Source organism: Streptomyces sp. MMS24-W38, from assembly GCF_059889265.1.
Genome location: NZ_JCBCPP010000001.1, coordinates 2,975,613 through 3,001,473, shown reverse-complemented (window position 1 = coordinate 3,001,473; position 25,861 = coordinate 2,975,613). Strand labels below are relative to the sequence as shown.

Genomic DNA, 25,861 nt, shown 5'->3' with positions numbered 1-25,861 from the left:
GTGGTGAGGATCGAAGTCGCGCTCTCAGCTCGGGAATCCACGCCGTTTGGCCGGGAGCGGGATGGTGGCCTGCGGAGGTACGCACCGTCATGTCAGTCGCGGAGGTGGTGGGGCGCCGCTGGGTACCGCTGTTCGTCGTCCTGAAGGGCACTCGGTGGGCGTGAAGCGCAGACGCGGCCCCCGACGGGGCTGCGTGATTCCCGGGGTCGTCAGGATCTTCGACCTCGGTGCCGGCGCTGGGGGAGTCGTCTTGAGCCGGAGCCCGCCTGCCGTGAACGAACGGTGTCGATGCCATCGGCGGGCCGCGAAACGCCTTATAGGTTGGGCCAGTTGATGGCTGGATGGGTTTGTGACGATCTTCGAGTGCAAAGGACTGCGGCGTGATGCGGATCGGGGAGATGCGGCTCGATGACGGGACCGCGGTGCGGGTCGAGGTCGATGGTCAGCAGGACAGTGGGATCGACCGGGTGGGCCGTGGGTCGGTGTCCGGGGTCGTCCGCGGCTCGGCACACACCCTCCAGGAGGCACTCGCGCACATCAGACCCGCGGTCGAGGCGGTGGCTGACAGCGTTCGGGGCCTGACGAGCCGACCCGACTCGGTGAGTGTGGAATTCGGGATCAAGCTGTCCGCGGAAGCGGGCGTCGTGGTGGCGAAGGCGGCGAGCGAGGCCAACTTCGCCGTACGTCTGGAATGGGACGCCCGCGACCCGGGATAATCGGGTACATGACAGCGTTACGGGGGGAAGCGGCGCTGGAATCGGGCCTCGTCCGCATACAGGGTGCCGATGAGGTCGCGGGGCGGGTTTTCTCGTGGCGGCTGACGTCGTCTGCACCTGCGCACATGTCGTCGCGGACGCGCTGGGGCTGCCGCGGGACACCGTGACCGCGCCCTCCGAGGCCGTACAGGTGGAGTTCCCGCTGGTGCGCGATGCGGAGGGAGGGATCCCCGCCCGTCGTGCCCGGGTCGTCTCCTGGCAGCCGCCGGCGGAGGACGACAGCGGTGACGTGGCCCTGTTGCGTCTCGATGCACCCGTCTCCCACGCCCGTCCGGTGCCACTGGTGGACGGGACGTCCGTATGGGGGCACTCCTTCCGCGCGTACGGGTTTCCGGGCGGCGGCGACCACGGGGTGTGGGCGACCGGCATGCTGCGGAGCGTTCAGTCGTCATGGGATACTCCCGGTTGTCGGTTGCACGACCGAACGGGCCGCACTCTCCTTACTTTTGGCTTGCTCGTCCGGATGCCCCGTCAAGACGTTTCCATGTCGACGCCCCGTCAGGTGCGAAGCCCGTCCTGCGAACTCCCTTGTTCCCCTGGACAGTCAGGAAGGGCCGCTCACCGCGCTGCCTCCGCCTCCCGGGCCGACATCATGCCGAAGGCTTCTTCCAGCGCCTCCAGGTCCGTGGCCGGCGTTGTGACCAGTGGTCGGCCCACTTACATGGAGTGGATGCCGTCAGAATGCAGCCCATGCCCGGACAAACACACCCCTCCCTCGGAGCTCCGCTCACCGAAACCGATGTGCTCGCTCTGACGGGTGCGGATGCCACGGCGGTCGAGCGCCATGTCCTCTCCGGCACGGAAGTGCTGTCCGGTCCGGAGGGGGCGGTGTTCACCGTGGAGGCAGGGGATCAGCCGGGCCGGAGCGGGGTCTGGAACGCCGACGAGATACGGCTCGTCGGCCCCGCGTCGGAGCCGGTCGTCGCGTTGCTCCGGTGGAACCCGTGGCGCGGGGAACACCCTCCCCTGCACTTCGCCGTGCGCACTCCGCAGGACACCCTGTACCTGGGCAAGGGATATGCGGGTCAGTACGGAAGGCTTGACGGCGCGTTCATCGATGCCCGAATCCGCCCCCTCACCAGTCTGCCCCGTGTCCTCCTCGACCGTGCCCGCCCGCCCCTGCCGCCCGTGGAACTGCCCGGTCTGGCGTGGCTCGACCATGTGAACGGTGATCGGGCGAAGGCCCTTGAGCTTTTCGTCACCGCCTGGCACCCCGTCGAGAACCCGGAGGAGACCCCGAGACCGGAAGCGTCCGCTCCCTCCCTGCCGACCGCCCTCCGGCACTTCTACCGCCTGGCGGTCGGTCGCCCCCAAGTGCTCGGTCAGCAGAACCACATCCGGCCCGCCGACATTCTCCGCGTCGACGACGCCGGGGAAATGATCATCCTCGGTCACGAGAACCAGGGAGGTTTCCGCTGGCTCCTCCGCTGGACCCTGGACGACTCCGAACCCGACCCGACGGTCTGGTACGACGAGGACGGCGAGACCCTCGTCCCGGAGGCGGAGCCCCTGAGTGGATTCCTTCTCCAGTTCTGCCTCTTCGAAGCGGCCCTGTGCTCCGCATACCGTGGTTGGGCGTACCCCATGACCGTGGCCGAAGTCGCACAGCTCACCGCCCCCCTCCGGGAGGTACCGCTGCACCCTTTCTGGCCCGGGACGCGCACCCGCTTCTTCGTCGCTCCCGGCCTGGTCGCGGCGATCGGTGACGGCTGGGAGAACGGCACCTTCGACGTCACTGTCGGCGCCACTCACCGCCAGGCTCTGGCACCCCTTGTGGACGTCCCCGTCAACTGGTCCGGCTTCGACGGCTGACCTGCCTCGAAGAGCCGGCATCCCAGCGGTCCTTGCTCTCTCCCGGTGAGCGACAGACCGCCCCAGGTCGCCGACCCGGGACTTCTCTCTGGAGCGGGTGACGAGAATCGAACTCGCGCTCTCAGCTTGGGAAGCGACGGTGCTTGTGCGGCTGTATGGCCGCTGACCTGGGCAGACTTGTTGTGCTGCGGCAGGCGTGAGGACCTGGTGGCACCGCTGTACGCCGGCACGTGGTGGCGTGCCTGCGCTCACCCCGGACGCGGCGGCGGTCTTCGCCTCCCACCGCGACCGGGTGGCGGGCCGCTCACCGGGCGGCGGCCCCGCGGGGCCGGGCGCTCCGGCGGGTTTCGCCGAGCCTCAGTCCTTGTAGTCGGGGGCGATCCGGTCGAGGAGGCGCAGCATGGCCGCCCACGCCAGGTCGTGGGCGTCGTCGTCCTCGAAGTCGCCGGTCTCCTCCCCGGAGAGCTGCCGGGCGGTGTACTCGCACACTTCCTCCGACGGCACGACCAGCGGCCCGCCGCCTGCCTGTGCGGTGACCTGGATCTCGCACGCCTTCTCCAGGTAGTACATGCGCAGAAAGGCCTGGGCGGCGTTCTCGCCGACCGTCAGCAGGCCGTGGTTGCGCAGGATCAGCGCCGGGTGGGTGCCGATGTCGGCGACGAGCCGCTGCTGCTCGTCCAGGTTGAGGGCGACCCCTTCGTAGTCGTGGTAGCCGACACGGTTGTGGAACTCCATCGACATCTGGTTCAGCGGCAGCAGTCCGCCCTGCTGGGCTGCCACGGCGCAACCGGCCTTGGTGTGGGTGTGCAGGACGCACCGGGCGTCCTGGCGCGCCGCGTGGATGGCGCTGTGGATGACGAAGCCGGCCGGGTTGACCGGGTACGGCGTCGGCTCCACCGGATCGCCCGACAAGTCGATCTTGACGAGGTTGGAGGCGGTGATCTCCTCGAAGAGGAGCCCGTACGGGTTGATGAGGAAGTGGTGTTCGGGACCGGGCAACCGCAGCGAGATGTGGGTGAAGATCAGGTCCGTCATCCGGAAGTGGGCCACGAGCCGGTAGACGGCGGCGAGTTCGCGACGCAGCCGCAGTTCCTCGTCGGCCGTGGCGGGGGTTTCCGCGGCTGCGGCGGGAAGTACGGCGGTCATACGGCGGCTCCTTCGACGGATGTGGCGGGGGCGGTGGGGTCGACGACCGGGGTGACCGGGCGCCCGGTGCGGTGCCAGGCGATCACGTTCTCGGCCGGCTTGCACACATAGGCGCGGCGCGAGGTGTCGGACAGATAGGCGCTGTGCGGGGACAGCCGGATGTCCGGGTGGCCGCGCAGCGGATCGCCCGGCGGCGGGGGTTCGACGGGGAGGACGTCGAGCGCGGCGCCGGCCAGGCGGCCGCTGTCGAGGGCGTCCAGCAGGGCGGCGGTGTCGACGAGTTCGCCGCGGGAGACGTTGACGAACAGGCCACCGGGCCGGAGCCGGCCGAGCAGCCGTGCGTCGGCGATCCCGTGCGTGGCGGGGGTGAGCGGCACGTGCAGGGACAGCACGTCGGTGGCGGCGGCCAGGGCGTCGAGGTCGTCGTACCGCTCGACGCCGGCCGGCCAGTCCGCCTGTGCGGCGTGCGGGTCGTAGGCCGCGATCCGGCCGAAGACGGGGGCGGCGAGGGTGGCGAGGTGGCGGGCGATGCGGCCGAGGCCGACCAGGCCCAGGGTCAGTTCGCTCGCGCGGCGCGGCAGCCCGCCCGCGGCGAACTCCTCGTTCCAGCCGCCCGCCCTGACCACGGCGTCGGCCTGCGGGAGGCGGCGGATCAGCGACAGCGCGCAGGCGAAGGCGTGCACGGCGACGTCCTCGGTGGCCGCCGACGGCAGGTTGGTCACCCACAGGCCGCGTCGCGCGGCCTCCACGGTGTCGATCATGTCGTAGCCGGCGGACATGGTGGCGATCATCCGCAACCCGGGGAGGCGGTCGAGCAGCGCGGCGTCGACGCCGGCGTATCCGACGATCAGGGCGACGGCGTCCACGGCGAGCGACGCGATGACGTCGGGGTCGCGGCTGTCGCCGATCCGCACCTCGAAGCCGGCGTCCTCGAGCATCCGCACCGCCGGCTCAGGATCGAGGTCCTCCGTGTCCGTGAAGACGACTACGGGCTGTTCCATCGATCCTCCACAGATGCTTCGTCGGCGAATGTCGAGCCGAACGTACGTTTCGTCTCGATGTCTTGTCCAGGGGAGGTCATGCCGTCTGCCCGTGACACCGGTCACCCCGACGGGTGACGGGTGACGGGTGACCGAGAATGGCAGCGGACCCGGGCGGGGCACGGACCCCGGGCCGCCGAACCGAGGGGATCAGCCCAGGTGGATCTGGACCGCATCGACCTGGCCGTCGTCCGCGAACTGCAGAACGACGGCCGCCTCACCTACGAGACGCTGGCGCAGCGCGTGGGCCTGTCCCGGCCGGCGACCCGGGCCCGCACGCAGCGGCTGCTCGCCTCCGGTGCGGTCCGGATCGTCGCCGTCGTGCACCCGGTGATCCGCGGGCTGACGGCGTCCGCGCACCTGTCGATCGACACGCGCGGTCCGGCGGAACCGGTGGCGCGGGCGATCGCGGCGATGCCCCAGGCCCCCTTCGTCACGCTCACCGCCGGGCGGCGGGCGATCATGGCTGAGCTGCGCACGGAGAGCTTCGACGCCCTGGACCGCACGATCGAGCAGGTGCGGTCGCTGCCCGGCGTCTCCGCCGTGGACCCGCTGATCAGCGTCCGGCACATGAAGGACCCCTACCTGCTCGCCGCGAATCCGGGCGCGCACGAGCTGGACGACACCGACCGGAAGATCCTTGACGAGCTGGAGCAGGACGGTCGGCTGCCGTTCGCCGAACTGGCCGAGCGAGTCGGCCTGTCGCCGGGCGCCACCCGATTCCGCACCCTGCGCCTGCTGGACGACGGTGTCGCGAAGGTGCTCGCCCTGGTGCGGCCCGAACTGCTGGGCCTCGGCTACCTCTGCGGTTTCGCGGTACAGGTCGACGGGGCGCGCGAGCCGGTCGCCTCCACGCTCGCGGCCTGGGAGCGGGTGTCGTTCCTGTCGGCGTGCAACGGGCGCGCCGAACTCGTCGGCACGATCAGTGCGGAGTCGCTCAGCGCGGTACGTGCGACCCTCGACGCCATGCGGGCGTGCGAGGGTGTGCGCGGCGTGGAGAGCTGGGTGCACCTGGAGCTGATCAAGGAGCGCTACGACATGGGCGCGCCGAACGGTACGGCCGCGCCGTGAGCGGACCGTTCGGCGCCACGAGAGGGCCTCGAAGGGCGATCCGTAAGCGAGAGGGCTCAAAACTTCCCAAGATTAATTTCCGTCACCCTCTGGCCAACGTGTCGTTCGTTATCTATCGTCCAGGCGAACGAATCAGCCGTCTGCGCGTCGCCTCGTCGACCCCCGGCGCCCCCTTGGCCGAAAGCAGGACCCCCCCATGCACCACGCTCCCGCCGAACCCCGTACCGACCGCACCTTGCTGGTGACCGGTGCCGCCGTGGCGGCGGCCGGCACCGCCGCTCGCGCGGAGGCCCTCGCCGTTCGCGGCGACCGCATCGTGCACGTCGGCACGGCCGAGGACGCCCGCGCGGCCCTCGGCGGCCGGGCCGACGAGACGCTGGAGCTGGACGGCGGCCTGGTCCACCCCGGGTTCGTCGACGCCCACTGCCACCCGGTGATGTACGGGCAGGCCCTGGCCTGGGTCGACTGCCGCCCCGAGCGCGTCCCCGACATCGACACCCTGGTCGCCGTACTGTCCGAGGCCGCACGCGAACTGCCCGCCGGCGTGCCCGTCCGCGGCTTCGGCTACGAGCACCGCCGCCTCGCCGAGCGCCGCCACCCCACCTGCCACGACCTCGACCGGATCGCCACCGACCGCGAGGTGTACGTGATGAACGCCTCCGGCCACGGAGGTGTCGTCAACACCCACACCCTGCACGCCTGTGGGATCACCGCGGGCACCCCTGACCCGGAGGGCGGTTCCATCGGCCGCTTCGAGAGCGGTGAGCCCGACGGGCAGCTGTGGGACGCGGCCTGCGACCTGCTCACCGGTCCCGCCGGAGTGAAGATCGGCAACCACGGCCCGAACTTCCACCTCTCCGAGCCCGACGACATCATGGCCGACCACCTGCTGCGCGCCCAGGAGACCTTCCTGGCCGCCGGTGTGACCACCGTCGGCGACGCCCAGGCCTCACGTCGCGAGATGGAGACCTACCTGCGGGCCCGTGAGAGCGGTGCGCTGCGGATGCGCGTCTCGGCGTACCTCACCTCCGCCCTGCTCGACGTGGCCCTCGACCTCGGCGTCGTCCACGGTTTCGGCGACGACCTGTTCCGCATGCAGGGAGTGAAGTTCTACGCGGACGGCACCCTCGGCGGCTGGACGGCCTACTTCCCGGAGGGCTACGCGGCCGACTGCTGCCACCACGGGCAGCTCTACCACTCGGCCGAGGAGTACGCGGAGCTCGTGCGCCGCGCCCACGCCGCCGGACTGCAGACGGCGACCCACGCACAGTCGCCGTTCGCCATCGGGATGGTGCTCGACGCCGTCGACAAGGCACAGGCGGACGTCCCGCGCGCCGACATGCGCCACCGCATCGAGCACTGTGGGCTGCCCACCGACGAGCAGATCACGCGCATGGCCGGTCTCGGCGTCGTGCCGGTCATGCAGCCGCAGCACCACCTGCGCACCGGCGACGGCACCCTCACCGCGATCGGCGACCTCGGCCACCGCTACAACCCGGCCGGGCCGTGCCTGCCGGCCGGCGTCCCCGTGGTGTTCTCCTCCGACGCGCCGGTCGCACCGCCCGCGCCGCTGGAGGCCGTGTCCGCCGCCGCCACCCGGCGCACCGTCCTCGGCACCGTCCTCGGCGACGCGTCACTGCGGCTGCCGGTGTCCGACGGACTGCACGCCCACACCGCCGCCGCCGCCCGCGCCCTGCACCGGGAGCGCTCGGTCGGCTCCCTCGCGCCCGGCCTGCTCGCGGACTTCGTGGTCCTCGACGCCGACCCGCTGGACGCGAACCCGTCCGAGCTCGCATCGATCGGCGTACGGGAGACCTGGATCGGCGGCTCCCGCGCCTGGGCCGCCCCCGGTCGCTGAGACCCCGTCCGCCGCCCCTCCCCCCGCCACCCCTCTTCCCGCCGCTCCTGCCGGAGGCTCCCGTGTCCAAGCAAGCCAAGCCAGCGAAGCAGCAGAACCCGCTGAGATCCGCCTTCGCCGCTCTCGCCGGAACGTCCATCGAGTGGTACGACTTCTACGCCTTCGCCACCGCCGCGGCCATCGTCTTCGACGACGTCTTCTTCCCCGCGGACATGCCGCCCGTGCTCCGCACCATGTCCGCGTTCGCCACGTTCGCCGTGGGCTTCCTGCTCCGCCCGCTCGGCGGCATCGTCTTCGGGCACATAGGCGACCGTGTCGGCCGTAAGAACACGCTCGTCATCACCCTCCTGATGATGGGTATCGCGTCGTTCGCGATCGGCCTGCTGCCCACCTACGCGCAGGTCGGCGTGCTCGCGCCGACACTGCTGATCATCCTCCGGCTCATCCAGGGCATCGCCATCGGCGGCGAATGGGGCGGCGCGGTGCTGATCGCCGTCGAGAACGCACCGAAGGGCAGGGCCACGTTCTTCGGCTCCTTCGCCCAGCTGGGCTCCTCGGTCGGCGCGCTCCTGTCGACCGGCGCGTTCTCGCTGATGCACCTGTGGGGTGACGAGGCGTTCAAGAGCTGGGGCTGGCGTGTGCCGTTCCTCGCCTCCGCCGTGCTGGTCGTCATCGGACTGCTCATCCGGCTGAAGCTGGAGGAGGCACCGGTCATGGACGAGATCCGCGCCCAGCGGACGGTGCAGGACAAGCTCCCGGTCGTCGAGGTGTTCCAGACCTCCTGGCGCACCGTCCTCGTCGGCGTCTTCGCCCTGGCCACGGCCACCGGCGGCTACTACGTCGTCACCAGCTACCTGCTGACGTACGGCACCGACGAACTGGGCCTGTCCGAAGCCATGCTGCTCAACGGACTGACCCTGGCCGCCTTCGTCGAACTGGTCGTCACCCCCGGCCTGTCCTGGCTGGGCGACCGGGTCGGCGCACACAAGGTCGTCATCGCCGGTCTGATCGGTGTCGTCGTCCTCTCCATCCCGCAGTTCCTCGTCATGGGCACGGGAAGCGTCTTCCTGATCTACGCGGCCATGATGGCGATGCGCTTCACGATGTCGGCACTGTACGGACCGATCGCCGCGATCCTCGCCGAGGGCTTCGCGCCCCGGGTCCGCTACACCGGGATCTCGCTGTCCTACCAGATCTGCAACATGATCTTCGGTGGGTTCGCCCCGCTGGCCGCGCTTTCGCTGACGGCGCTGGTCGGAGGCCACTACTGGCCGGCCGCGGCGCTGCTGATGCTCATCTCGGCCGTCGGCATCTGGTGCACGGCGCTCCTGCGCCGGATGCGGGACACCTACCCGGAGCCGCTGACGGCCGACCGGGACGCGGTGCCGGCCGGAGTGTGACCGAGCATCGAGTGGCGTGCGCCACACCGCGCGCGGCCTGCGGCCCTCCCCGCAGGCCGCGCGCGGCGTCCCACCTCCGTCGCCCAAAGAACCCCGGGCCCCGGGCCTATGACGCGCAAATAGATCGGTTCCAAGGTCACCAAGGCCCCGGCGCCTTCGACTTGCCCACCCCACGGCGGGCGGCGAAGCCGCCCTGGATCGCTGACCTGAGCCTTCTTCGTGGAGCGGGTGACGAGAACCGAACTCGCGCTCTCAGCTTGGGAAGCGACGGCGCTTGCGCGGCCAGATGGGCGATGACCTGCGTTGATTCGCTGCGCTGCCGCTGTTTCACGGGTCTGGTCGCACCGCTGTCGACCGTGGTTGTCCGCCCTTACGGGCACGGATGGGGCACGGCCTCGAACCGCGCCGCTCGGCATTCCCCTCTTGCCGGTGGAGAGCCGTACCGGCGGCACGTCGACAGCCGCCCCCGGCCGTCACGGCGATCGTCATGGCCTCGTGCTTCCGCATCCTCGGGAGCGGTCACCACCTGGTGAGCAGCAGGTGGTTGAGGAGCAGGGCGAGCAGCGCCTGGGCGGTGAGCCAAGCGCGGACGGAGGGCCCTCCTGCTGGAGCGGAGCCGGAAGCTCGGGTGGGGGTCCCCCCTGCTCGTGGGGGTCCCCCCTGTTCGAGCAAAGTCGAGAACTTGGGGGAGGAGCCGGAAGCTCGGGGGAGGGTGAGGAATGCGCACGCCGGGAGCAGCCACAGCGTGAAGGGCAGCCAGATGCGTTCCGTCTCCGCCTTGCTCATGCCGGACAGGTCGGCGACCAGCAGGGCGAGGAGGGCGGCGGACACGAGGAGTGCGAGACGGGCCTCGGCCGCCTGGCCGGCGCCACCGCGACGGCGCCGGACGAGCACCGCACCGGTTCGCCGCAGGCCCGCCGCCGTCGCCAGGCCCGTGACGAGTACCGTGCAGGCGAGGTCGGCCCACACCCAGTAGCCGTAGGGGCGGATGCCGCCCACGCCCTGGTGGTAGCGCGTGACCAGCAGGTGGTACGCCTCCCACCAGTTGAACCCGGCGAGCGTGAACGCCGTCGGGACCACCGCCAGTCCGGCGAGCAGGGGCACCAGCAGGGCGGGGCGCCCCCGGATCCCGTGTCGGCCGAGCACCAGTACCGCCGCCGCGATCAGCGCGACGAGCGTGAGGCCGTACGACAGGTAGCAGGTCAGGCCGAACAGCAGCCCGGACGCCCCCGCCCACCACAGGGACCGCCCGGTGACCGCCAGGGCGAGCAGCGCCACCGCCCACGCGGCCACCGCCGCGAAGTACGCGTCGGCCGAGGTGCCCATCCACACGGCGGCCGGGGCCAGGACGAGGAAGGGCGCCGCCCCTCGCGCGAGCCCCTCGCCGGCCAGGGCGCGGACCGCGACCAGCACGGCCACGCAGGCCGTCGCCCCGACGGTGATGCACCACATCCCGGCCCAGCCCCCGCCCCGCAGTCCGATCCGGTCGAGCAGGACGAAGGTGAGCGTGGCCGCGGGCGGGTGGCCGGCGATGTGGGCGGGCCAGTGGTCGGGGGAGCCGAGCAGGATGTGCCCGGTGAAGCCCCGCAGCGCCGCCGGGATGTCGTGGAAGCGGTCGATGACCTGGAGGTACTCGTGGGGGGTGGTGAGCCGGCCGGCGATGCCCCGCTGCCAGCCGTCGACCAGGGCGAGGGAGCAGGTCCACGCCGTGGCCGTGCCCCATGTCAGGGGAACCAGGGCCCGCCAGGGGAGACGGGCCGCGAGGACGGGGCCGTACGCCACGGTGGCGACCGCCACCAGGACGGCCGCCGGAGTGCCGGGGCCGAGGTGGGGCTCCCAGGACGCCAGCAGCGGGGGCCAGTCGGCGAACAGCGTACGGCTGGTCCCCTGGATGTGGCGGCCGACCAGCACGGCCGTCGTCACGAGCAGCACGGCGGCCCCGGCCGCGCACAGGTCACGGCCCGGGCCACGGGGCACGCCGGAGTGCTCGGTGCCGGGCTCGGTGGAGGGCAGGGGGCGGATCACACCGGAACGCTAGGCCGCCCGGCCGGTTCCGGACCGCCGTCCGGGCCCCATGTCAGCGTTTCGGCAGGGGTCGCTCACCCTTTCGCGGGGTGGTCGCGGCCTACCGTCGTGACATGCGCGACCCCGACGCCCCACGGCTTCCCTCCTCGCCCGGTTTCTGGCGCAGCCCCCTGCGCGGCCCCTGGTTCACCTCGGTGCTGGGCCTCGTCCTGCTCGCCGGCATCACCGTGCTGTTCGTGACGGGCCTGGTCTCGTACGCCGCTTACAACCCCGATCTGTCGCCGGTGAACGACAAGACGCCGGACAAGGGGATCCTCGGCTTCTACCTCTTCGCCTGGCCGACGGACCCGCACTGGCTGTACCGGCTCAACCAGGGCGTCCACGTCACCCTCGGCATCACCCTGATCCCCGTCCTGCTCGCCAAGCTGTGGTCCGTGGTGCCGAGGCTGTTCACGCTGCCGCCGGCCCGCTCGCTCGCGCACGCCCTGGAGCGGATCTCGCTGCTGCTCCTGGTGGGCGGCGCGCTGTTCCAGTTCGTGACCGGTGTGCTCAACATCCAGCTCGACTACGTCTTCCCCGGCTCCTTCTACCGGCTGCACTTCTACGGGGCGTGGGTGTTCTTCGCCGCGTTCGTCGTCCACGTGCTGCTGAGGATGCCCACGGCGCTGCGCAATCTGCGGCACCTGCGGGAGGAGAAGGACGACCTGGTGTCCCCGCGCCCCGACGGGCCGACCTTCTCCCGGCGGGGGGCCCTGCGGTTCGTCGGGGGCGGCTCGCTGCTGCTGTTCGCCACCACGGTGGGGCAGAACTTCGACGGTCCGCTGCGGCGCACCGCCCTCCTCGCACCGCACGGCGGCGGCGATCCCGGCAGCGGCCCGAACGGCTTCCAGATCAACAAGACCGCCGCGTACGCCGGTATCGACGCGGCGGAGACGGGCGAGGACGTGTGGCGGCTCGTCGTCACGGGGCGTACGGGCACCGTCCGCCTCCGCCGGGCCGAGCTGCTCCGGCTCCCCCTGTACAGCGCGGCGTTGCCCATCGCCTGCGTGGAGGGCTGGTCGACGTCGGACCAGTGGTGGCGCGGGGTGCGGCTGCGCGACCTCGCGGCGCTCGTCGGGTACGACGACGACCCGCCGGACGTGTTCGTCGAGTCCCTCCAGCGGAGCGGCGCCTTCCGGGAAGCCGCCCTGCGCGCCAACCAGGTGGCCGACCCGCGTTCCCTGCTCGCCCTGTACGTCAACGGCGAGGAGCTGTCCCCCGACCACGGCCACCCGGCGCGGATCATCGTGCCCGCCGCGCCCGGTGTGCTCAACACCAAGTGGGTGGCCCGGATGACGTTCGGAGATCTGTGATGCGTCCGCGGCTTCCTCGGCTTTTGCGCGTTCCGGTCGGCAGCCCCCTGCAACTCCTGCTGCTCGCCTGTTCGTTCGCGCTCGCCGCCTACGCGGGGGTGCGACTGCTCGCGGACGACTGGTTCGGCGTGGCGCTGTGGTTCGTGGGGGCGGCGCTGCTGCACGACCTCGTGCTGCTGCCCCTGTACACGGTCGCGGACCGGGCGGTCGTACGGGGGCTCGGTGCGGTCCGGCGCCGGGAGTGGGTGCCGTACGTGCGCGTACCGGCGGCCCTCTCCGCGCTGCTCCTTCTCGTGTGGTTCCCGCTGATCAGCGGGAGGGTGGAGCGGCGCTACCGAATCGGCACCGGGCTGTCGGCGGACGTGTTCCTCGCCCGCTGGCTGCTGATCACCGCCGTCCTCTTCGGCGGCTCGGCGCTGCTGCTGGCGCTGCGGCTGTTGCGGCTGCGCAGGGCGGCGGAGTAGGGGCCGGCAGTCGTCAGGGCGAGGGCGGTGGGCGGGGTGCTCGACGGGGGTGTGGCCGGGGCGGAGTCGGCCCTGCGACGGGCCGGGGCCGGGGAGAGTCCGGTCGTTCGGTGGGGAGTCCGGTCAGTCGTTCGGTGGGTCGACCCCCGTGACCGGTCGCGCATCCGGCCCCGCGACCGCCGTGCACCGGGCCAGCCGTGCCGCGAAGCGGCCGTGCGGGGCCAGGGCGGCGACGGCGTGGGCGTCGGCGGCGGTGTCGACGTCGCGCAGGGGCGGCAGGTCGCGCACCCGCAGGCCGGCGGTGAGGAGCCGGTTCCGTTGGGCCGCTCCCGTCACCGAGGTCGACATGGGCACGCCCCGCAACAGGGCGGGATCGGGGCGAGCCAGGCCGAGGGCCCAGAAACCGCCGTCCTCGGCCGGGCCGAAGTGGGCGTCGCAGTCGGCGAAGTCCACGGTGAGCAGCTCCGGCGTCACCTGCGGGGTGTCCATGCCGATGAGCAGGGCCGGGCCGTCGCAGCGCGCGAAGGCGTCCGCCAGCCGCTCGTCCAGCCCGCCCGCGCACTGCGGTACGACGTCGAAGCCGGGTGGCAGCCAGGGGCCGGGGGCGCCGTCGAGGACGAGCACGCGCCGGGAGGCGGGTGTGGCCGCCACGGCGTGCAGGGTGTCCGCGAGGGCCGCCTCGGCCAGCTGAGCCGCCTGACCGGGCGTGAACGGCGGGGTGAGCCGGGTCTTGACCCGGCCCGGCCGCGGCTCCTTGGCGATGACGAGGAGCGTGGTCAACGGACGGTTCCTCCTCCGCGCACGGGGGGTTCGCTCAACACGCGGCTCATGTCCCGTACGGCCTGCCAGGTGCCGCGCCAGGTGCCCGTCACCTTCGAGGCACCGGCGCGCGGCAGGTACGGCACGTCGTGCTCGGCGATCCGCCAGCCGGCGTCGGCCGCGCGGACGACCATCTGGAGCGGATAGCCGCTGCGCCGGTCGGTGAGGCCGAGGGCGAGCAGGGGCTCGCGGCGGGCGGCGCGCAAGGGACCGAGGTCGTGCAGGCGCAGCCCGGTGCGGCGGCGCAGCATCCGTGCGAGTGCGAGGTTGCCGGCGCGGGCGTGTGCGGGCCACGCGCCCCGGCCCCGCGGGCGCCGTCGGCCGAGCACCAGGTCGGCCTCGCCGTCCCGGACCTCACGGACGAAGGGGACGAGGAGCGACGGGTCGAGGGAGGCGTCGCCGTCGCAGAAGCACACCACGTCGGCGGTGGCGGCGGTCAGCCCGGCGTGGCAGGCGGCACCGAAGCCCCGGCGCGGCTCGTGCACGACGGTCGCGCCGCACGCGCGGGCGACCTCGGCCGAGCCGTCGGTGGAACCGTTATCGACGACGAGCGCGCGCCAGCCCGGCGGGATCCGTTCGAGCACCCAGGGAAGGGCCTCGGCCTCGTTCAGGCAGGGCAGCACCACGTCGACGTCCGAAGGAGCCGTTGTCACGGTCGTACCCTACGAGCGCGAACCGGGCATACCGGGCTTCCGCTCCTTGTGAAACGCGGGCCGCCGGAGCCAGGGTGGCGTTCGGGGGATCGTGCAGGCGCACCAGGGCCGGGCCGCCGTACGCGACGTTCCCGGCGGTTGCCGCTTCGAGGTGGTGCCGCCCGCCGCCGCTTCCTGAGCGCGGGCGGCACCACCGGTCCACCGCGGTCCTACGCCCCCCGCGTTCCGGCCCGCGCGAACTCCGCCATGCCCTCCTCGAAACCGACCTCCGGCTTCCACCCCAGCCCGGCCCGCAGCCGTGACGAGTCCGCGATGATGTGCCGCACGTCCCCGAGCCGGTACTCGCCGGTGACGATCGGCTCGGGTCCGCCGTGCGCGGTGGCCAGCGCCCGTGCCATCCCACCGACGGTGTGCGGTTCACCGCTGCCGGTGTTGTACGCCGTGAGCACGCCCCGGGCGGCCTCCGCCTCCAGTGCCACCGCGTTGGCCGCCGCCACGTCCCGGACGTGCACGAAGTCCCTCAGCTGCCGCCCGTCCTCGAACACGCGCGGTGCCTCACCCCGGGCGAGCGCCGAGCGGAAGAAGGAGGCGACACCGGCGTACGGGGTGTCGCGGGGCATTCCGGGGCCGTACACGTTGTGGTAGCGCAGCGACACCGCCGACCCGCCGGTGCAGCGGGCCCAGGCGGCGGCCAGGTGTTCCTGGGCGAGCTTGGTCGCCGCGTACACGTTCCGGGGGTCGGCCGGGGCGTCCTCGCCGACCGGGCCGGGGGAGAGGCCGTCCCCGCACACCGGGCAGGTGGGCTCGAACCGGCCCGCGTCGAGGTCGGCGACGGCACGCGGCCCGGGCCGTACGACCCCGTGCCGCGGGCACTCGTACCGCCCCTCCCCGTAGACGACCATCGACCCGGCCAGCACGAGGCGCCCGACGCCGGCCTCCGCCATGGCGGCGAGCAGCACGGCGGTGCCCAGGTCGTTGCGCGAGACGTACTCCGCCGCGTCGGCGACCCCGTCGCCGAGCCCGACCATCGCGGCCTGGTGGCACACGGCGTCCACACCGGACAGGGCGCGGCCGACGGCAGCCTGGTCCCGCACGTCGGCGCCGGGATCCTCCCGCACGTCGAAGACGAGCGGCTCGTGTCCGCGCTCCCGGAGCGCGGCGACGACACGGGACCCGATGAACCCGGCACCGCCGGTGACCAGTACGCGCATACGGCCACGCTAGGTCCGCACCGGCGCCGCACCACGGGACCGCGTCCGTATGCCGCAACTCCGTAAGGCATACGTGGGTGCGTCGAATCAGGGCGAACCGGGAAACGTGCGAGAGGCTGCCACCCGTGACAGCCTCACCATCCACCGGTGCCCCGTACCGCTACGACGACCTGACCGCCCTCTACGTCAACTGCACCCTCAAACCGTCCCCGCAGCTCAGCCACACCCAGGGCCTGATCGACAGGAGCCGGGCCGTCATGGACGCCGCCGGCGTGACCACGGACCTGATCCGCGCCGTGGACCACGACATCGCCCCCGGCGTCTACCCGGACATGACCGAGCACGGCTTCGCCACCGACGCCTGGCCCGGGCTGTACGGGAAGGTGATGGCCGCCGACATCCTCGTGCTCGCCGGCCCGATCTGGCTGGGCGACAACAGCTCCGTCACCAAGCAGGTCGTCGAGCGTCTCTACGCCTGCTCCTCGCTGCTCAACTCCCAGGGGCAGTACGCCTACTACGGCCGCGTCGGCGGCTGTCTGATCACCGGCAACGAGGACGGCGTCAAGCACTGTGCCATGAACGTCCTCTACAGCCTCCAGCACCTCGGCTACACGATCCCGCCCCAGGCAGACGCCGGCTGGATCGGCGCGGCCGGCCCCGGGCCGTCGTACCTCGACCCGGGCTCGGGCGGCCCGGAGAACGACTTCACCAACCGCAACACCGCCTTCATGACCTGGAACCTGATGCACCTCGCCGCCCTGCTGAAGCACGCCGGAGGCATCCCCGCCCACGGCAACCAGCGCACACAGTGGGACGCCGGCTGCCGCCCGGACGCGGACAACCCCGAGCACCGCTGACCGCTCCCCGGCGGACGTGAGGGTTCCGTCATCCGCCAAGCGGCCCAGGACGGCCGCTCGGCCCGTCGAACGGGAGTGAGACGAGACGGGCGCACCCGTGTTCGGCACGGAGCGCGCGGGGCTTGCGCCGAGGCCGGCCCACTCGCCTCGTATCGGCGGCAGACCGGCGGTCGGCGGCAGGGGCCGGACGACGTCTTCGCACCGCGCCGCCGCCTTCCGCGGCCCCGGGGTGTCGGCAGCGGCGAACGAGGCCGCGGCGAACGAGGCAGCAGCGGCGACGGCTGGGCGGAAAATCGCCGTCCTGGTGTCCTTTCCGGTCCGGTCGGCCGACGAGATCACCACCATTGAGGCACCAGGATTTCCGCATTCCGTAAGTGGATTATCGATTCGGCTTCGTTTCTCTTTCCCCATCCGCCCCTGGTGAACCTGTCGTCCGTCAAGAGGGACCCGAGAAAGTCGAATTTTCGTCAAGCGGTGCGATCGGTGTTTTTTGGACTTTGTCTGCCGGGAGAACCGGAAAACCGTTTCTCTGTCTCTACGATCGCAAGTCATGACCGACATTTCACGGGAAAACTCGGCCATCCGTGCAAGCCGGCAGACCTGCCTCAAGCTTGCCCGCGAACTCCTTCTCGTCGGGCCGGACGACGAGGACCTCACGCTCGGTCATCTCCACACCCTGATCGACACGGGCCACCTCGGCCCCACCCGCCACCCGCGCAAGAAGATCATCGGCATCGGCGCCGGCATCACCGGCCTCGTCGCCGGTCGCCTGCCCAAGGACGCCGGTCACGACGTCACCGTCCTCGAGGCCGACACCGGCCGCGTCGGCGGGCGCATCAAGACCTTCCGCGCCACCGGGCACCACCAGCCCTTCGCCGATCCCGCCCAGGCCCCGCCGGTGACCACGCCGGGCCCGAGCGAGGAGGACCGCCCGTGACCGCGGTCACCCCCGGGTGCACGGTCGCCCGTTACCTCGCCCTGCGCCTGGCCGAGCTGGGCATCACCCACCTGTTCGGCGTCCCCGGCAACCACCTCGGTCCGTTCCTGACCACCCTGCGGGCCGAGGGCGGCATCGAGTGGGTCGGCACCCCCACCGAGGGCGGCGCGGGCCAGGCCGCCGACGCCTACGCCCGCCTCCACGGCGTCGGCGCGGCCGCGGTCACCTACGGCGTCGGCGCGTTCAAACTACTGGGCGCCTGCGGCGGCGCCTACGTCGAACGAGTCCCGCTCGTCGCCGTCAACGCCTCCCCGCCCTACGGGCAGTGGCAGGACCACCGCGCCCTCGGCGTGCTCACCTCACACATGAGCCCCCGCCCGGAGAGCAACCTGGACGTCTACCGGCAGGTCACCGTGGACGCCCAGGTCATCTCCCACCCGGGCCGCGCCCCCGGCCAGATCGACGCCGCGCTCACCGCGTGCCTCTCCGAGCGCAGGCCGGTCTACCTGGAGGTCATGGAGGACCTGTGGGACGAGCCCTGCGCCAGGCCCGAAGGGCCGATCCTCCGCCGCGAGCGGCCGTTCGGCGCACGCGACCAGACCATGCTGGACAGTGCCGTGAACGCGATCCTCACCCTGATCGAGGAGCATCCCGGCCCGGACGGCAGGCCCCGCCCGATCCTGTGGGCCGGCGAGGAGGTCGACCGGTTCTTCCTCGGCGGGCGGCTCACCGATCTGGTGGAGGCCACCGGAGTGCCGTTCTGCACCACCGTCGGCGCCAAGGCCGTCGTCGACGAGGACCAGCCGCAGTTCCACGGCGTCTACAACGGCCACGCCAGCCACCCGGACGTGCACTGGATCTTCAAGGACTGGGCCACCTGCCGGATCGGGCTCGGAGCCTGGTCCACCTCGAAGAACCTCGGCGGTGAGCAGTGCGTCGGCGGCGACTGGGTGATGGCCGCGAACGGCGGCGTCAGCGTCGGCACCTCCCACTTCCCCGACGTCCGGCTCGAACAGCTGCTGCCCGCCCTCCAGGACGCGCTGGTGAAGGGATACGGCTCCGGAGGGCTGGCCGCCGACTACTACGCCGAGGCCCATGCCCACCACGGCGCACCCGACCACCGCCCCGCCGGCCTGGATCACCACCGAGCCTCACTCCGCGTTCCGGGCTCGTCCCGGCACGTCGAACGGCTCAGCTACGACGGCGTGTTCGACCGGATCAACCACTTCCTGGGCCACGAGACCCGGGAGGACTGGACGGTCGTCTCCGACGCCGCCTTCTCCCTCATCGGCTCGATGAACCTGTCCCTGCCCGCGGGCGGGTTCCTGTCGCAGGTCAGCTGGCTGTCCATCGGCTGGTCGGTCGGCGCGGCCACCGGCGCCGCACTCGCCCCCGAGCGCACGCCCGCCCGCCCGATGGTGTTCGTCGGCGACGGCGCCTTCCAGGAGACCTGTCAGGAGCTCTCCACCCACACCCGGCTCGGGCTGCGGTCGGTGGTGTTCGTCATGGACAACGGACACTTCTACGGCATCGAGCAGATGCTGGTCCACCCGTCCTACTACACCGACCCGGAAGGTTCCACCGGTTCCACCGACCCGGACTTCTACAACGTCCTCCACCCGTGGCACTACGACCGCCTCGCGGCCGTCTTCACCGGCAAGAACACCCCGGCGAACGGGGTCGTCATCGCGGACACCTCCGAGATGGACGCCCTGCTGGCCCGCCTCGCCGACCCGGCCGACCCGGTCAACGCCGGACCGCTGCTGGTCCGCGTCCGCCTGCGCCGGCACGACTACCCGCGGGCGATGGCGTACAAGGTGCCGAAGCCCACCGCGACGGCCTGACGGGCCGGAGGGGCGGAAGGGAAAAAGGGCGCGTCAAGACGGCGCGTCCCAGGGAATCCTCGTGTTCGAAGGAGCAGGAAATGGCTGATCTCAACGTACTGATCGCGTTCGACGCGGCCACGATCGTCGAGCAGAATCCCAACGCGTCGAGGAACCCCGACGCGCCGACGTACGTCGACCACCGCCTGATCTACATGACGACGCGTCAGGACCACATCATCGGCACGTCGGGGGCCGAGTTGAACCTCCGGGCCGAACCCGGGGACAGCATCAGGTGGCGTGAGACGACGCTGTCGCTCAGCAGCGACTACAAGTCACTGCTGTACAAGTACGTGAGCAGCGACAGCAGCCACGTGCTCATCAGGACGCCGGAGATCGAGGTGATCGACGGCATCTACCCGATGCCGCAGGAGGGGGCCGAGGGCAGGCCGGAATTCGTGACGCAGAATTACCAGGACCATTACTGGCGGACGACCGTCAAAAGGGCCGGCAAGGTCGTGTACCACTTCTCCTTCCAGGTCCTGGACCGCCACCGGCAATTGAAGGGGTACTTCCAATGGGACCCCTTCATCACCATCGAAAACCCCTGACGAATCGGGTGAGGGCGGCGGCCGGCCCGGCCACCGCCCTCACCATCGGGGTGCCGCCCTCCGCGGACCGCCGCTGTGCGGAGACCACCACTTCCACGCGAGCGGGGGAGTGGTGCAGACAGGAGAGAAACCCCCAGGCCACTGACCCGGGGGTTTCATCACGGAGTGGGTGACGAGAACCGAACTCGCGTTCTCAGCTCGGGAAGCGATGGCGCTTGCGTGGCCGTATGGCTGCTGACCTGCGGTGGCGCAGGACCAGGACTCCGTGGCCGGATCGGGATCGCACCCTTGGCGACCGCTGTTGCCCGATCTGAAGGGCATGGGTGGGGCACGCGGTTGAAACGAGGGCTGTGTGGGCGCCTGCAGCGGGACATCAACGGGCATTCCGCCGAAGGCGAGTTGAGCGGTGGCGTGGCGCTTTGCTCGGGCGCCGTCTCAGGTATTCGCGGGCCGGGAGCCTCTGTCAGGGGACCCTGATGGTGAAGAGAGGCATCAGGCAGGCATGTCGACGGTCAGTCCGGCTGCTTGGGCGGCATCGGCCAGCCGTTTGTCGTAGGTGACGAAGGAGGTGAGCTGGGAACGGATACGGAGAGCCGTTGCCAGGTGGATGGCTTCCAGACTCCGTACGGTCGCCGGTTTCACCGTCTGGGCCAAGATGCGAATACCCGCGTCCAACTCCACCAACTCGATCAGGTCAAGGACCGGGTGGAGCCGGGCAACGGCTTCCGGGGCGTAGCGTGCCAGGGCCCGTGACGACTCGATCTCCACCAGAACCGAACTCGTCCATCCGGTCTCGGCCCGTTCGTCGAGCCAGTTGCGCAATGCCTGCGACTCGGACTCGGCGTGGACGAGTTTCACGACGGCGGCCGGGTCGAGAGAGAGCATCAGCGCTCGTCCTCGCGGCTGCGGGCGATCTCCGCGGCGATGTCGATGCCGTCCGGTTCGCCGAGCGGCATACGCAGGACAGCGCGGCGCATCGCAGCGGCCCGCTCTTTGCGCAGGGCGGCTTCGAGCACGGCTTGACGGATGGCTGCCGAGCGTGAGCTGCCGTCATGGGTGAGAACGTCCAGAGCGTGCTCGGTCTCCGAGTCGCTGCGGATCGTGACGGTGTCAGCCATGCGATCAATGTAAGACGATTTGTCTTACGTCGTAGGTCCCGGCCTGCCGCACCCCCGGGGCGCAGGAAAGCGCCAATTGGCTCCGCCGAGGGGTGGCAGGCCGGGGGCTCTCATCGGCGACAGCCGGGGCCCGACCCCGGGTTACTTGCCTGCCTCCGCATGCTGTCCGCGCTGGGTGAGGGCGTCCGCACCCGTCAGGCGCGGTCGTCGACAGGTATCGGTCCGGAGAGGGTGCGGGATCGACCGTCTCACACGCCGAGACCGTCGAGCAGTATGGCGAGTCCTCCCAGGAACTCCTGGTCGGCACCGACGTTCCGGGCGTCTCGGGCGGTCTCGGTCATGTGCGGGAACTCGACGGGCGACAGCTCGGTGATGGCTGTCGTCCCCGGACCGGACAGGGCTCCGAGGTGTTCCAGTTGGATCGCTCCGATGGCATAACTGAGCAGGCCGCGCAGAGCGACGACCCGCCGCTCGCCCTCGACACCTGCCTCGGTGAGGACTGCGAGCACGGTCTCCGCCCAGCGCAGCACCCCAAGGGAGTGGTGCCGGTGAGCGATGGTGAGGGGGACGACCTCCGGATGGGCGCCCACGGTGTCGCGCAGGCGCCGCACCAGGACCTCGAGCTGCTCGCGCCATGACGCGCCGGGATCCGGCGGCGCGGTATCCACGGCGCTCAGTACGAGTTCGACGACGAGCCTTTCGAGCTCCTCGCGGTCGCGCACGTATCGGTAGAGCCCCATGGTGCTCATGCCCAGTTCCTGGGCGACGGCGCGCATCGACAGCCCGGCGAGTCCGTCGCGGTCGATGACGGCGAGAGCGGCCGAAGCGAGCTGATCGGGGGTGAGGGAGCGAGGGCGTGGCATGACGGTTGACAGCGTACGCCATACGCCTACGCTGGTAGGTGTATGGCATACGCCTACGGAGGGAATGTTCATGCGCATGTCCCGCAGTCCGATCGAGCCCGGCTCCACCGTGGACGAACGCAGTCTCACCGCCGTCTCCGGCGGCCAGGTCGTCGTTCCCGACCCCGACCGTCTGATCCACCTCCAGTTCCGGCGCTTCGCCGGATGCCCGGTCTGCAACCTGCACCTGCGGTCGGTGGTACGGCGGCACCGGGAGATAGAGGTCGCCGGTGTGCGCGAGGTCGTGGTCTTCCACTCACCCGTCGAGGAACTGGCGCCCCACACCACCGATCTCCCGTTCGCCGTCGTCGCCGACCCGGCCAGGCGGCTGTACGCGGAGTTCGGCGTGGAACGGTCGCCCCGTGCCCTGCTCAGCCCGCGAGCCTGGGGGCCGGTCGTCCGGGCGGTCCTCAGCGGCGTTCGGAACGTCGTCCGCGGGCGGGAGCACCTGCCCTCCATCAGCCCGCACGGCGGCCGACTCGGCCTTCCTGCCGACTTCCTCATCGCACCTGACGGCCGCGTCCTCGCCGCCAAGTACGGCGAGCATGTCTACGACCAGTGGTCGGTCGACGAACTGCTGGAACTGGCGGCCCGCAGGGATGCACAGACGATCGACCGGGTGGCCGATGTCGAACGCTAGGAGGCGGTCGGCGCGGGAGCGGTCGAGCTCGGTGCCGACGAGGTGCTGATCGGCCTGGTCAGGGCCCGGGGGACCTGTCCCCGGAGCGCCCTCTTTCCAACTGTGTCGGTGTGGGGGTGGGCTGTGTGCGGGGGTGTTCACCAGCGTTCATGGGCGGCCGGACGCTGGGGCGAGCCCGCCGCGTGGCTCCCTCTGAACAGCCATGAACGGGGTTGACTGGCACGGGAACTGAGGCGGTGGGGGGTGACAGGAGCGGTAGGACTTCCCAATGACGTTGTCAAGCCGACGCCGTGACCGGTGGTGTGGCTTGATAGCACGCTCCGTCGCGGATCATGGCCCACAGGACGTTGGCCCGGCGTCGGGCGAGCGCCAGCAGCGCCTGCTTGTGCCCCTTGCCCTCGGCCCGCTTGCGCTCGTAGAACCGCTTCGAGGCCGGGCAGCCTCGGAGACTGGCGAACGCGGAGAGGTAGAAGGCGCGGAGCAGGCCGCGGTGGTAGCGGCGAGGACGGTGGAGGTTGCCGCTGACGCGTCCGGAGTCGCGTGGGACGGGGGCGAGGCCGGCGTAGCCGGCCAGGCGGTCGGCGGTGCCAAAGGCGCCCATGTCACCGCCGGTTGCGGCCAGGAACTCCGCGCTCAGCAAGGTTCCCATGCCGGGCAGGCTCTGGATCACTTCGGCGTGCGGGTGCTCGCGAAACCGGGCCTCGATGAGAGCGTCGAGCTCGGCGATCTCCTCATCGAGGGCCATCACCCCCTTCGCGAGTCGGGCCACCATGGTGGCCGCGAGTTTCTCGCCGGGCAGCGCGGTGAACTGGGCCTCGGCCGCCTCCACGACGCTCCGGGCCAAGGCCGCGCTGTTGCGGACCTTGCGGTTCTTCAGCCACGTCGCGATACGAGTAGCTCCGGTGCGACGGATCGCGGCCGGGGTCTGGTAACCGGTCAGCAGCACGACCGGCCCCTTCTTCGTCAGATCCAACGAGCGTTCCAACGCGGGAAAGATTTCAAGGAGTTGGGCACGCATCCGGTTGATCTGCCGGGTCCGGTCGCAGATCAGATCGGTGCGCCGGGTGACCAGGGTGCGCAGGTCCACCGATATCTCGTCGCCGGGCCGCAGCACGCCGAGGTCGGTGCGCATGCGGGCCTGGTCGGCGATGACGAAGGCGTCCTTCGCATCGGTCTTGGCCTGGCTCCGGTAGCCGGCCGAGGCGCGGTGGACGGCCAGGCCGGTGATGTAGGTGATGTGCTGGTCGTGGCTCACCAGCAGGCCGAGCAGGAGTGCGGCCCCGCCGTGGTTGATGTCCACCGCCCACAGCACGTCCCGCGACAGCTCCAGCACGTCGGTCAGGAGCTGGAGCTGTTCGGTCTCGTCGTTCAGGACGCGCCGCGACAGCAGCTGCTGGCCCTGGGCGTCGATCACCACGCAGTGGTGATGTTCCTTGCCGATGTCCACTCCGGCCCAGATCTCGGGCACAGCCACCTCCGCACGCTCGTCGTACATGAACCCAGCAGACGACCTCGCCGACGTTGTCCTACACAGCGATCGCGTCGCGTCTCCCAATTAGCGGTCGAGTCGTCGCGGGGTTCCGGGCGGCCAAGTCTCCTGAGCCATCCAACGGCGACACCATGCCAGCCATACCCGGAGCCCCTGGGCCCGCTGATCCTACGAATGACCAGCTCAGACCCACAACAAGAAGGTAGGACGACCGTGCCCACGCCCCGCAGGATCAGCCGCCCCACCACCGCCTTCCGACCCGGCAGGTTCCAGGCCGTCGGTGGTGCACTTGCCGGCACGGCCGCGGTCGTGGCACTCACCGGATGTGCCGCCCTGAAGTACCAGGAGCACGTCTGCAGCAGAGGCGAGTACCCCGTCTTGCAGGTAAACGGCCCCGGTGGGGATTGCGTGACGAACGGTGATGAACCCCCGGCGGGATACACGCGATACCCGGAGGGCAAGGTGCCGCAGCAGGTCAACGACAAGTGGGACGTCTATTGGATTACCCGCACGCTCGACAAGGACGGCAACGTCATCGACCTGCCGGACACGTACTGACTGGACGGCCCGAGCCCCAGACGGGGAGTCATGTCGTGGACCACGGGAGGTTGGCGGAGTCTCAATGGGCGAGGCAAGCTCCACCGAGTGCGATCAGTAGCCGAAGAAGTGAGGGAGGGGCGGCAACGGGAGGTCTCCACCGGGCTCGACGACCTCGTACGGGCCGAACGTGCGAAGCACCACAGCGGCGACCGCGCACTACAGGGAGGAGCCGCCGGAGAACTGATGGTGCGGCTGTGGTGCGTGCACTGCCGACCGGTCTGGACAGCAAAGAACCCCCGGGTCTCTGACCTGGGGGTTTCGCGTGGAGCGGGTGACGAGAATCGAACTCGCGCTCTCAGCCTGGGAAGCGACGGCGCTCGCACGGCCGGATGGCTGCTGACCTGCGCGGATTCGTCGTGCCGACACCGTTGCGCGGGTCTGGCACACCGCTGTTGACCGTGGTTGTCCGCTCTTACGTGCACGCCATGGGCACGGGCACCACCAGCGGCTGAGTGATACGTGCACGCGGCGCTTCTCGCCGACCGGCCGGCATCGTCTGCCGCGCTTGTCTGAAGTGTCCGTTGCGACCGTGGACCGACGGTCAGGCGTGGACTCGTAGATGTTGGCGACGTGTTCTTCTCCATACATCACCGACATTGTGTGGGAGGTGCCCCATGTCTGTGACCCAGATCGACATCGATGACGAGGCGCTGGAACGTGCCATGGCTCTGGCCAAGGTCAGGACCAAGAAGGAGGCGGTCAATCTCGCTCTGCACTTCTACGCAGAGCAGCAGGAGCGTGCGGCGCGCATCAGTCGTCACTTCGAGCGTGCGCGTGAGTGGGGTGCCGTCGAGGACGCCGAGCGCCTGCACCGGGCGGAGAAGCACAGCCGATGATTTACTTGCTCGACACGTCCGGCCTGGTCCGGCTGCTCCGCGATCCAAAACTTCAGTCGGTTTGGTACGACGCGGTCGATGTCGGGGCCATCGCATCCTGTTACGCGCAGCGCGCCGAGTTCCTGTACAGCGCCCGGAACGGACGCGAGTACGACGAGGTCGCGGAAATGTTCACCGACCTCTACCCCGACGCCTCGGTGCCGAAGAACGCGGGGCGCTGGGTCAGCGCGGTGCAGCACCGCATGGCCCGGGCCGGAGAGCACCGCAACGCCTCGGCGGTGGACCTCATCATCGCTGCCACTGCGGCCCACCACGGTCTGACAGTCCTCCACGACGATGCCGACTACCGCGCCATTGCCCGGCACGCATCCGACCTGACCGAGCACAACGTCCACGACATCGCCTGAGCCGCTTTCGCCGC

Annotated in this window: 25 protein-coding genes and 1 pseudogene; 16 read left to right on the top strand and 10 right to left on the bottom strand. The window is 70.9% G+C overall.

Annotated features, from left to right (window positions below; all coding sequences use genetic code 11):
• Window positions 1-383 precede the first annotated feature (383 nt).
• The 3 genes and pseudogenes from AC6F7H_RS12385 (at window position 384) to AC6F7H_RS12375 (ending at window position 2,588) form a co-directional block, all read left to right on the top strand.
• Window positions 384-716 (top strand): CU044_2847 family protein, encoded by a 333-nt coding sequence (locus AC6F7H_RS12385; RefSeq protein WP_500761781.1) that lies wholly within the window; start codon window positions 384-386, stop codon window positions 714-716.
• A gap of 91 nt (window positions 717-807) precedes the next feature.
• Window positions 808-1,530: pseudogene (locus AC6F7H_RS12380) on the top strand (S1 family peptidase); the annotation flags it as partial.
• Window positions 1,467-2,588, top strand: a complete 1,122-nt coding sequence (locus tag AC6F7H_RS12375; protein WP_500757054.1) for a hypothetical protein — start codon at window positions 1,467-1,469, stop codon at window positions 2,586-2,588. The pseudogene AC6F7H_RS12380 and the gene AC6F7H_RS12375, both read left to right, overlap by 64 nt.
• Before the next feature lie 357 nt (window positions 2,589-2,945).
• Here the strand turns inward: AC6F7H_RS12375 and AC6F7H_RS12370 are convergent, their stop codons facing one another.
• Both AC6F7H_RS12370 and AC6F7H_RS12365 read right to left on the bottom strand, forming a co-directional pair.
• Window positions 2,946-3,734, bottom strand: coding sequence for a class II aldolase/adducin family protein (locus AC6F7H_RS12370; protein ID WP_500757053.1), 789 nt, complete (start codon window positions 3,732-3,734; stop codon window positions 2,946-2,948).
• Entirely contained in the window at window positions 3,731-4,735 is a 1,005-nt protein-coding gene (locus AC6F7H_RS12365) for a C-terminal binding protein (RefSeq protein ID WP_500757050.1), read from the bottom strand. Before AC6F7H_RS12365 ends, AC6F7H_RS12370 begins: the two co-directional genes overlap by 4 nt.
• A gap of 198 nt (window positions 4,736-4,933) precedes the next feature.
• On the opposite strand from AC6F7H_RS12365, the gene AC6F7H_RS12360 reads away from it, so the two are divergent.
• The 3 genes from AC6F7H_RS12360 to AC6F7H_RS12350 all read left to right on the top strand — a co-directional run bounded on the left by AC6F7H_RS12360 (window position 4,934) and on the right by AC6F7H_RS12350 (window position 9,103).
• Entirely contained in the window at window positions 4,934-5,845 is a 912-nt protein-coding gene (locus tag AC6F7H_RS12360; protein ID WP_500757048.1) for an Lrp/AsnC family transcriptional regulator, read from the top strand.
• 196 nt (window positions 5,846-6,041) lie between these two features.
• Window positions 6,042-7,703, top strand: a complete 1,662-nt coding sequence (locus tag AC6F7H_RS12355) for an amidohydrolase (protein WP_500757047.1) — start codon at window positions 6,042-6,044, stop codon at window positions 7,701-7,703.
• A 62-nt stretch (window positions 7,704-7,765) separates the two neighbouring features.
• Window positions 7,766-9,103: an MFS transporter gene (locus AC6F7H_RS12350; protein WP_500757045.1), complete on the top strand. Its 1,338-nt coding sequence runs from the start codon at window positions 7,766-7,768 to the stop codon at window positions 9,101-9,103.
• Window positions 9,104-9,622: 519 nt separating this feature from the next.
• Here the strand turns inward: AC6F7H_RS12350 and AC6F7H_RS12345 are convergent.
• Complete coding sequence (locus AC6F7H_RS12345) at window positions 9,623-11,080, bottom strand: hypothetical protein (protein ID WP_500761779.1); 1,458 nt, start codon at window positions 11,078-11,080, stop codon at window positions 9,623-9,625.
• Window positions 11,081-11,241: 161 nt separating this feature from the next.
• On the opposite strand from AC6F7H_RS12345, the gene AC6F7H_RS12340 reads away from it, so the two are divergent.
• Both AC6F7H_RS12340 and AC6F7H_RS12335 read left to right on the top strand, forming a co-directional pair.
• Window positions 11,242-12,480, top strand: a complete 1,239-nt coding sequence (locus tag AC6F7H_RS12340) for a molybdopterin-dependent oxidoreductase (protein ID WP_500757044.1) — start codon at window positions 11,242-11,244, stop codon at window positions 12,478-12,480.
• Window positions 12,480-12,944 carry a hypothetical protein gene (locus AC6F7H_RS12335; RefSeq protein WP_500757042.1) on the top strand — a complete coding sequence of 155 codons (465 nt, stop codon included), beginning with the start codon at window positions 12,480-12,482 and terminating at the stop codon, window positions 12,942-12,944. Before AC6F7H_RS12340 ends, AC6F7H_RS12335 begins: the two co-directional genes overlap by 1 nt.
• A gap of 123 nt (window positions 12,945-13,067) precedes the next feature.
• Here the strand turns inward: AC6F7H_RS12335 and AC6F7H_RS12330 are convergent, their stop codons facing one another.
• The 3 genes from AC6F7H_RS12330 to AC6F7H_RS12320 all read right to left on the bottom strand — a co-directional run bounded on the left by AC6F7H_RS12330 (window position 13,068) and on the right by AC6F7H_RS12320 (window position 15,627).
• A complete protein-coding gene (locus AC6F7H_RS12330; RefSeq protein ID WP_500757040.1) occupies window positions 13,068-13,724 on the bottom strand; it encodes a TIGR04282 family arsenosugar biosynthesis glycosyltransferase in 657 nt (218 codons plus the stop codon).
• Window positions 13,721-14,416: a glycosyltransferase family 2 protein gene (locus tag AC6F7H_RS12325; RefSeq protein WP_500757039.1), complete on the bottom strand. Its 696-nt coding sequence runs from the start codon at window positions 14,414-14,416 to the stop codon at window positions 13,721-13,723. Before AC6F7H_RS12325 ends, AC6F7H_RS12330 begins: the two co-directional genes overlap by 4 nt.
• Before the next feature lie 209 nt (window positions 14,417-14,625).
• Window positions 14,626-15,627, bottom strand: a complete 1,002-nt coding sequence (locus AC6F7H_RS12320) for an NAD-dependent epimerase/dehydratase family protein (RefSeq protein WP_500757037.1) — start codon at window positions 15,625-15,627, stop codon at window positions 14,626-14,628.
• A gap of 125 nt (window positions 15,628-15,752) precedes the next feature.
• Between AC6F7H_RS12320 and AC6F7H_RS12315 the strand changes: the two genes are divergently transcribed.
• The 4 genes from AC6F7H_RS12315 to AC6F7H_RS12300 all read left to right on the top strand — a co-directional run bounded on the left by AC6F7H_RS12315 (window position 15,753) and on the right by AC6F7H_RS12300 (window position 19,855).
• On the top strand, window positions 15,753-16,484 hold the full coding sequence (locus tag AC6F7H_RS12315) for a flavodoxin family protein (RefSeq protein ID WP_500757035.1): 732 nt from the start codon (window positions 15,753-15,755) through the stop codon (window positions 16,482-16,484).
• 550 nt (window positions 16,485-17,034) lie between these two features.
• The gene (locus tag AC6F7H_RS12310; RefSeq protein ID WP_500757034.1) at window positions 17,035-17,421 is read left to right on the top strand and encodes an NAD(P)-binding protein; all 387 of its coding nucleotides are present in this window, start codon (window positions 17,035-17,037) and stop codon (window positions 17,419-17,421) included.
• Window positions 17,418-19,265 (top strand): thiamine pyrophosphate-binding protein, encoded by a 1,848-nt coding sequence (locus AC6F7H_RS12305; RefSeq protein ID WP_500757033.1) that lies wholly within the window; start codon window positions 17,418-17,420, stop codon window positions 19,263-19,265. The genes AC6F7H_RS12310 and AC6F7H_RS12305 overlap by 4 nt, the downstream gene beginning before the upstream one ends.
• Before the next feature lie 80 nt (window positions 19,266-19,345).
• Window positions 19,346-19,855, top strand: coding sequence for an inclusion body family protein (locus AC6F7H_RS12300; RefSeq protein WP_500757032.1), 510 nt, complete (start codon window positions 19,346-19,348; stop codon window positions 19,853-19,855).
• Between the two features lie 492 nt (window positions 19,856-20,347).
• On the opposite strand, the gene AC6F7H_RS12295 is transcribed toward AC6F7H_RS12300, so the two are convergent.
• The 3 genes from AC6F7H_RS12295 to AC6F7H_RS12285 form a co-directional block, all read right to left on the bottom strand.
• Window positions 20,348-20,740, bottom strand: a complete 393-nt coding sequence (locus AC6F7H_RS12295; protein WP_500757031.1) for a type II toxin-antitoxin system VapC family toxin — start codon at window positions 20,738-20,740, stop codon at window positions 20,348-20,350.
• Window positions 20,740-20,973, bottom strand: a complete 234-nt coding sequence (locus tag AC6F7H_RS12290; protein ID WP_500757030.1) for a hypothetical protein — start codon at window positions 20,971-20,973, stop codon at window positions 20,740-20,742. The genes AC6F7H_RS12295 and AC6F7H_RS12290 overlap by 1 nt, the downstream gene beginning before the upstream one ends.
• Window positions 20,974-21,221: 248 nt before the next feature.
• Window positions 21,222-21,836, bottom strand: a complete 615-nt coding sequence (locus AC6F7H_RS12285) for a TetR/AcrR family transcriptional regulator (protein ID WP_500757029.1) — start codon at window positions 21,834-21,836, stop codon at window positions 21,222-21,224.
• 70 nt (window positions 21,837-21,906) lie between these two features.
• Here AC6F7H_RS12285 and AC6F7H_RS12280 point away from each other — a divergent pair, with 70 nt between their 5' ends.
• A complete protein-coding gene (locus AC6F7H_RS12280) occupies window positions 21,907-22,515 on the top strand; it encodes a peroxiredoxin-like family protein (RefSeq protein WP_500757028.1) in 609 nt (202 codons plus the stop codon).
• A 277-nt stretch (window positions 22,516-22,792) separates the two neighbouring features.
• On the opposite strand, the gene AC6F7H_RS12275 is transcribed toward AC6F7H_RS12280, so the two are convergent.
• Complete coding sequence (locus tag AC6F7H_RS12275; RefSeq protein ID WP_500757027.1) at window positions 22,793-24,010, bottom strand: IS110 family RNA-guided transposase; 1,218 nt, start codon at window positions 24,008-24,010, stop codon at window positions 22,793-22,795.
• A gap of 207 nt (window positions 24,011-24,217) precedes the next feature.
• On the opposite strand from AC6F7H_RS12275, the gene AC6F7H_RS12270 reads away from it, so the two are divergent.
• The 3 genes from AC6F7H_RS12270 (at window position 24,218) to AC6F7H_RS12260 (ending at window position 25,847) form a co-directional block, all read left to right on the top strand.
• A complete protein-coding gene (locus AC6F7H_RS12270) occupies window positions 24,218-24,562 on the top strand; it encodes an SCO0607 family lipoprotein (RefSeq protein WP_500757026.1) in 345 nt (114 codons plus the stop codon).
• Between the two features lie 656 nt (window positions 24,563-25,218).
• Window positions 25,219-25,440, top strand: a complete 222-nt coding sequence (locus AC6F7H_RS12265; RefSeq protein WP_500757025.1) for a type II toxin-antitoxin system VapB family antitoxin — start codon at window positions 25,219-25,221, stop codon at window positions 25,438-25,440.
• Window positions 25,437-25,847: a PIN domain-containing protein gene (locus AC6F7H_RS12260; RefSeq protein ID WP_500757023.1), complete on the top strand. Its 411-nt coding sequence runs from the start codon at window positions 25,437-25,439 to the stop codon at window positions 25,845-25,847. The genes AC6F7H_RS12265 and AC6F7H_RS12260 overlap by 4 nt, the downstream gene beginning before the upstream one ends.
• Window positions 25,848-25,861: the final 14 nt, after the last annotated feature.

Excerpts from the sequence above, each read along its gene's own strand:
- AC6F7H_RS12385 (WP_500761781.1), top strand. The coding sequence starts at position 384 with ATGCGGATCGGGGAGATGCGGCTCGATGACGGGACCGCGGTGCGGGTC.
- AC6F7H_RS12375 (WP_500757054.1), top strand. The coding sequence starts at position 1,467 with ATGCCCGGACAAACACACCCCTCCCTCGGAGCTCCGCTCACCGAAACC.
- AC6F7H_RS12370 (WP_500757053.1), bottom strand. The coding sequence starts at position 3,734 with ATGACCGCCGTACTTCCCGCCGCAGCCGCGGAAACCCCCGCCACGGCC.
- AC6F7H_RS12365 (WP_500757050.1), bottom strand. The coding sequence starts at position 4,735 with ATGGAACAGCCCGTAGTCGTCTTCACGGACACGGAGGACCTCGATCCT.
- AC6F7H_RS12355 (WP_500757047.1), top strand. The coding sequence starts at position 6,042 with ATGCACCACGCTCCCGCCGAACCCCGTACCGACCGCACCTTGCTGGTG.
- AC6F7H_RS12340 (WP_500757044.1), top strand. The coding sequence starts at position 11,242 with ATGCGCGACCCCGACGCCCCACGGCTTCCCTCCTCGCCCGGTTTCTGG.
- AC6F7H_RS12335 (WP_500757042.1), top strand. The coding sequence starts at position 12,480 with ATGCGTCCGCGGCTTCCTCGGCTTTTGCGCGTTCCGGTCGGCAGCCCC.
- AC6F7H_RS12320 (WP_500757037.1), bottom strand. The coding sequence starts at position 15,627 with ATGCGCGTACTGGTCACCGGCGGTGCCGGGTTCATCGGGTCCCGTGTC.
- AC6F7H_RS12310 (WP_500757034.1), top strand. The coding sequence starts at position 17,035 with ATGACCGACATTTCACGGGAAAACTCGGCCATCCGTGCAAGCCGGCAG.
- AC6F7H_RS12300 (WP_500757032.1), top strand. The coding sequence starts at position 19,346 with ATGGCTGATCTCAACGTACTGATCGCGTTCGACGCGGCCACGATCGTC.
- AC6F7H_RS12295 (WP_500757031.1), bottom strand. The coding sequence starts at position 20,740 with ATGCTCTCTCTCGACCCGGCCGCCGTCGTGAAACTCGTCCACGCCGAG.
- AC6F7H_RS12290 (WP_500757030.1), bottom strand. The coding sequence starts at position 20,973 with ATGGCTGACACCGTCACGATCCGCAGCGACTCGGAGACCGAGCACGCT.
- AC6F7H_RS12285 (WP_500757029.1), bottom strand. The coding sequence starts at position 21,836 with ATGCCACGCCCTCGCTCCCTCACCCCCGATCAGCTCGCTTCGGCCGCT.
- AC6F7H_RS12280 (WP_500757028.1), top strand. The coding sequence starts at position 21,907 with ATGCGCATGTCCCGCAGTCCGATCGAGCCCGGCTCCACCGTGGACGAA.
- AC6F7H_RS12275 (WP_500757027.1), bottom strand. The coding sequence starts at position 24,010 with ATGTACGACGAGCGTGCGGAGGTGGCTGTGCCCGAGATCTGGGCCGGA.
- AC6F7H_RS12265 (WP_500757025.1), top strand. The coding sequence starts at position 25,219 with ATGTCTGTGACCCAGATCGACATCGATGACGAGGCGCTGGAACGTGCC.
- AC6F7H_RS12260 (WP_500757023.1), top strand. The coding sequence starts at position 25,437 with ATGATTTACTTGCTCGACACGTCCGGCCTGGTCCGGCTGCTCCGCGAT.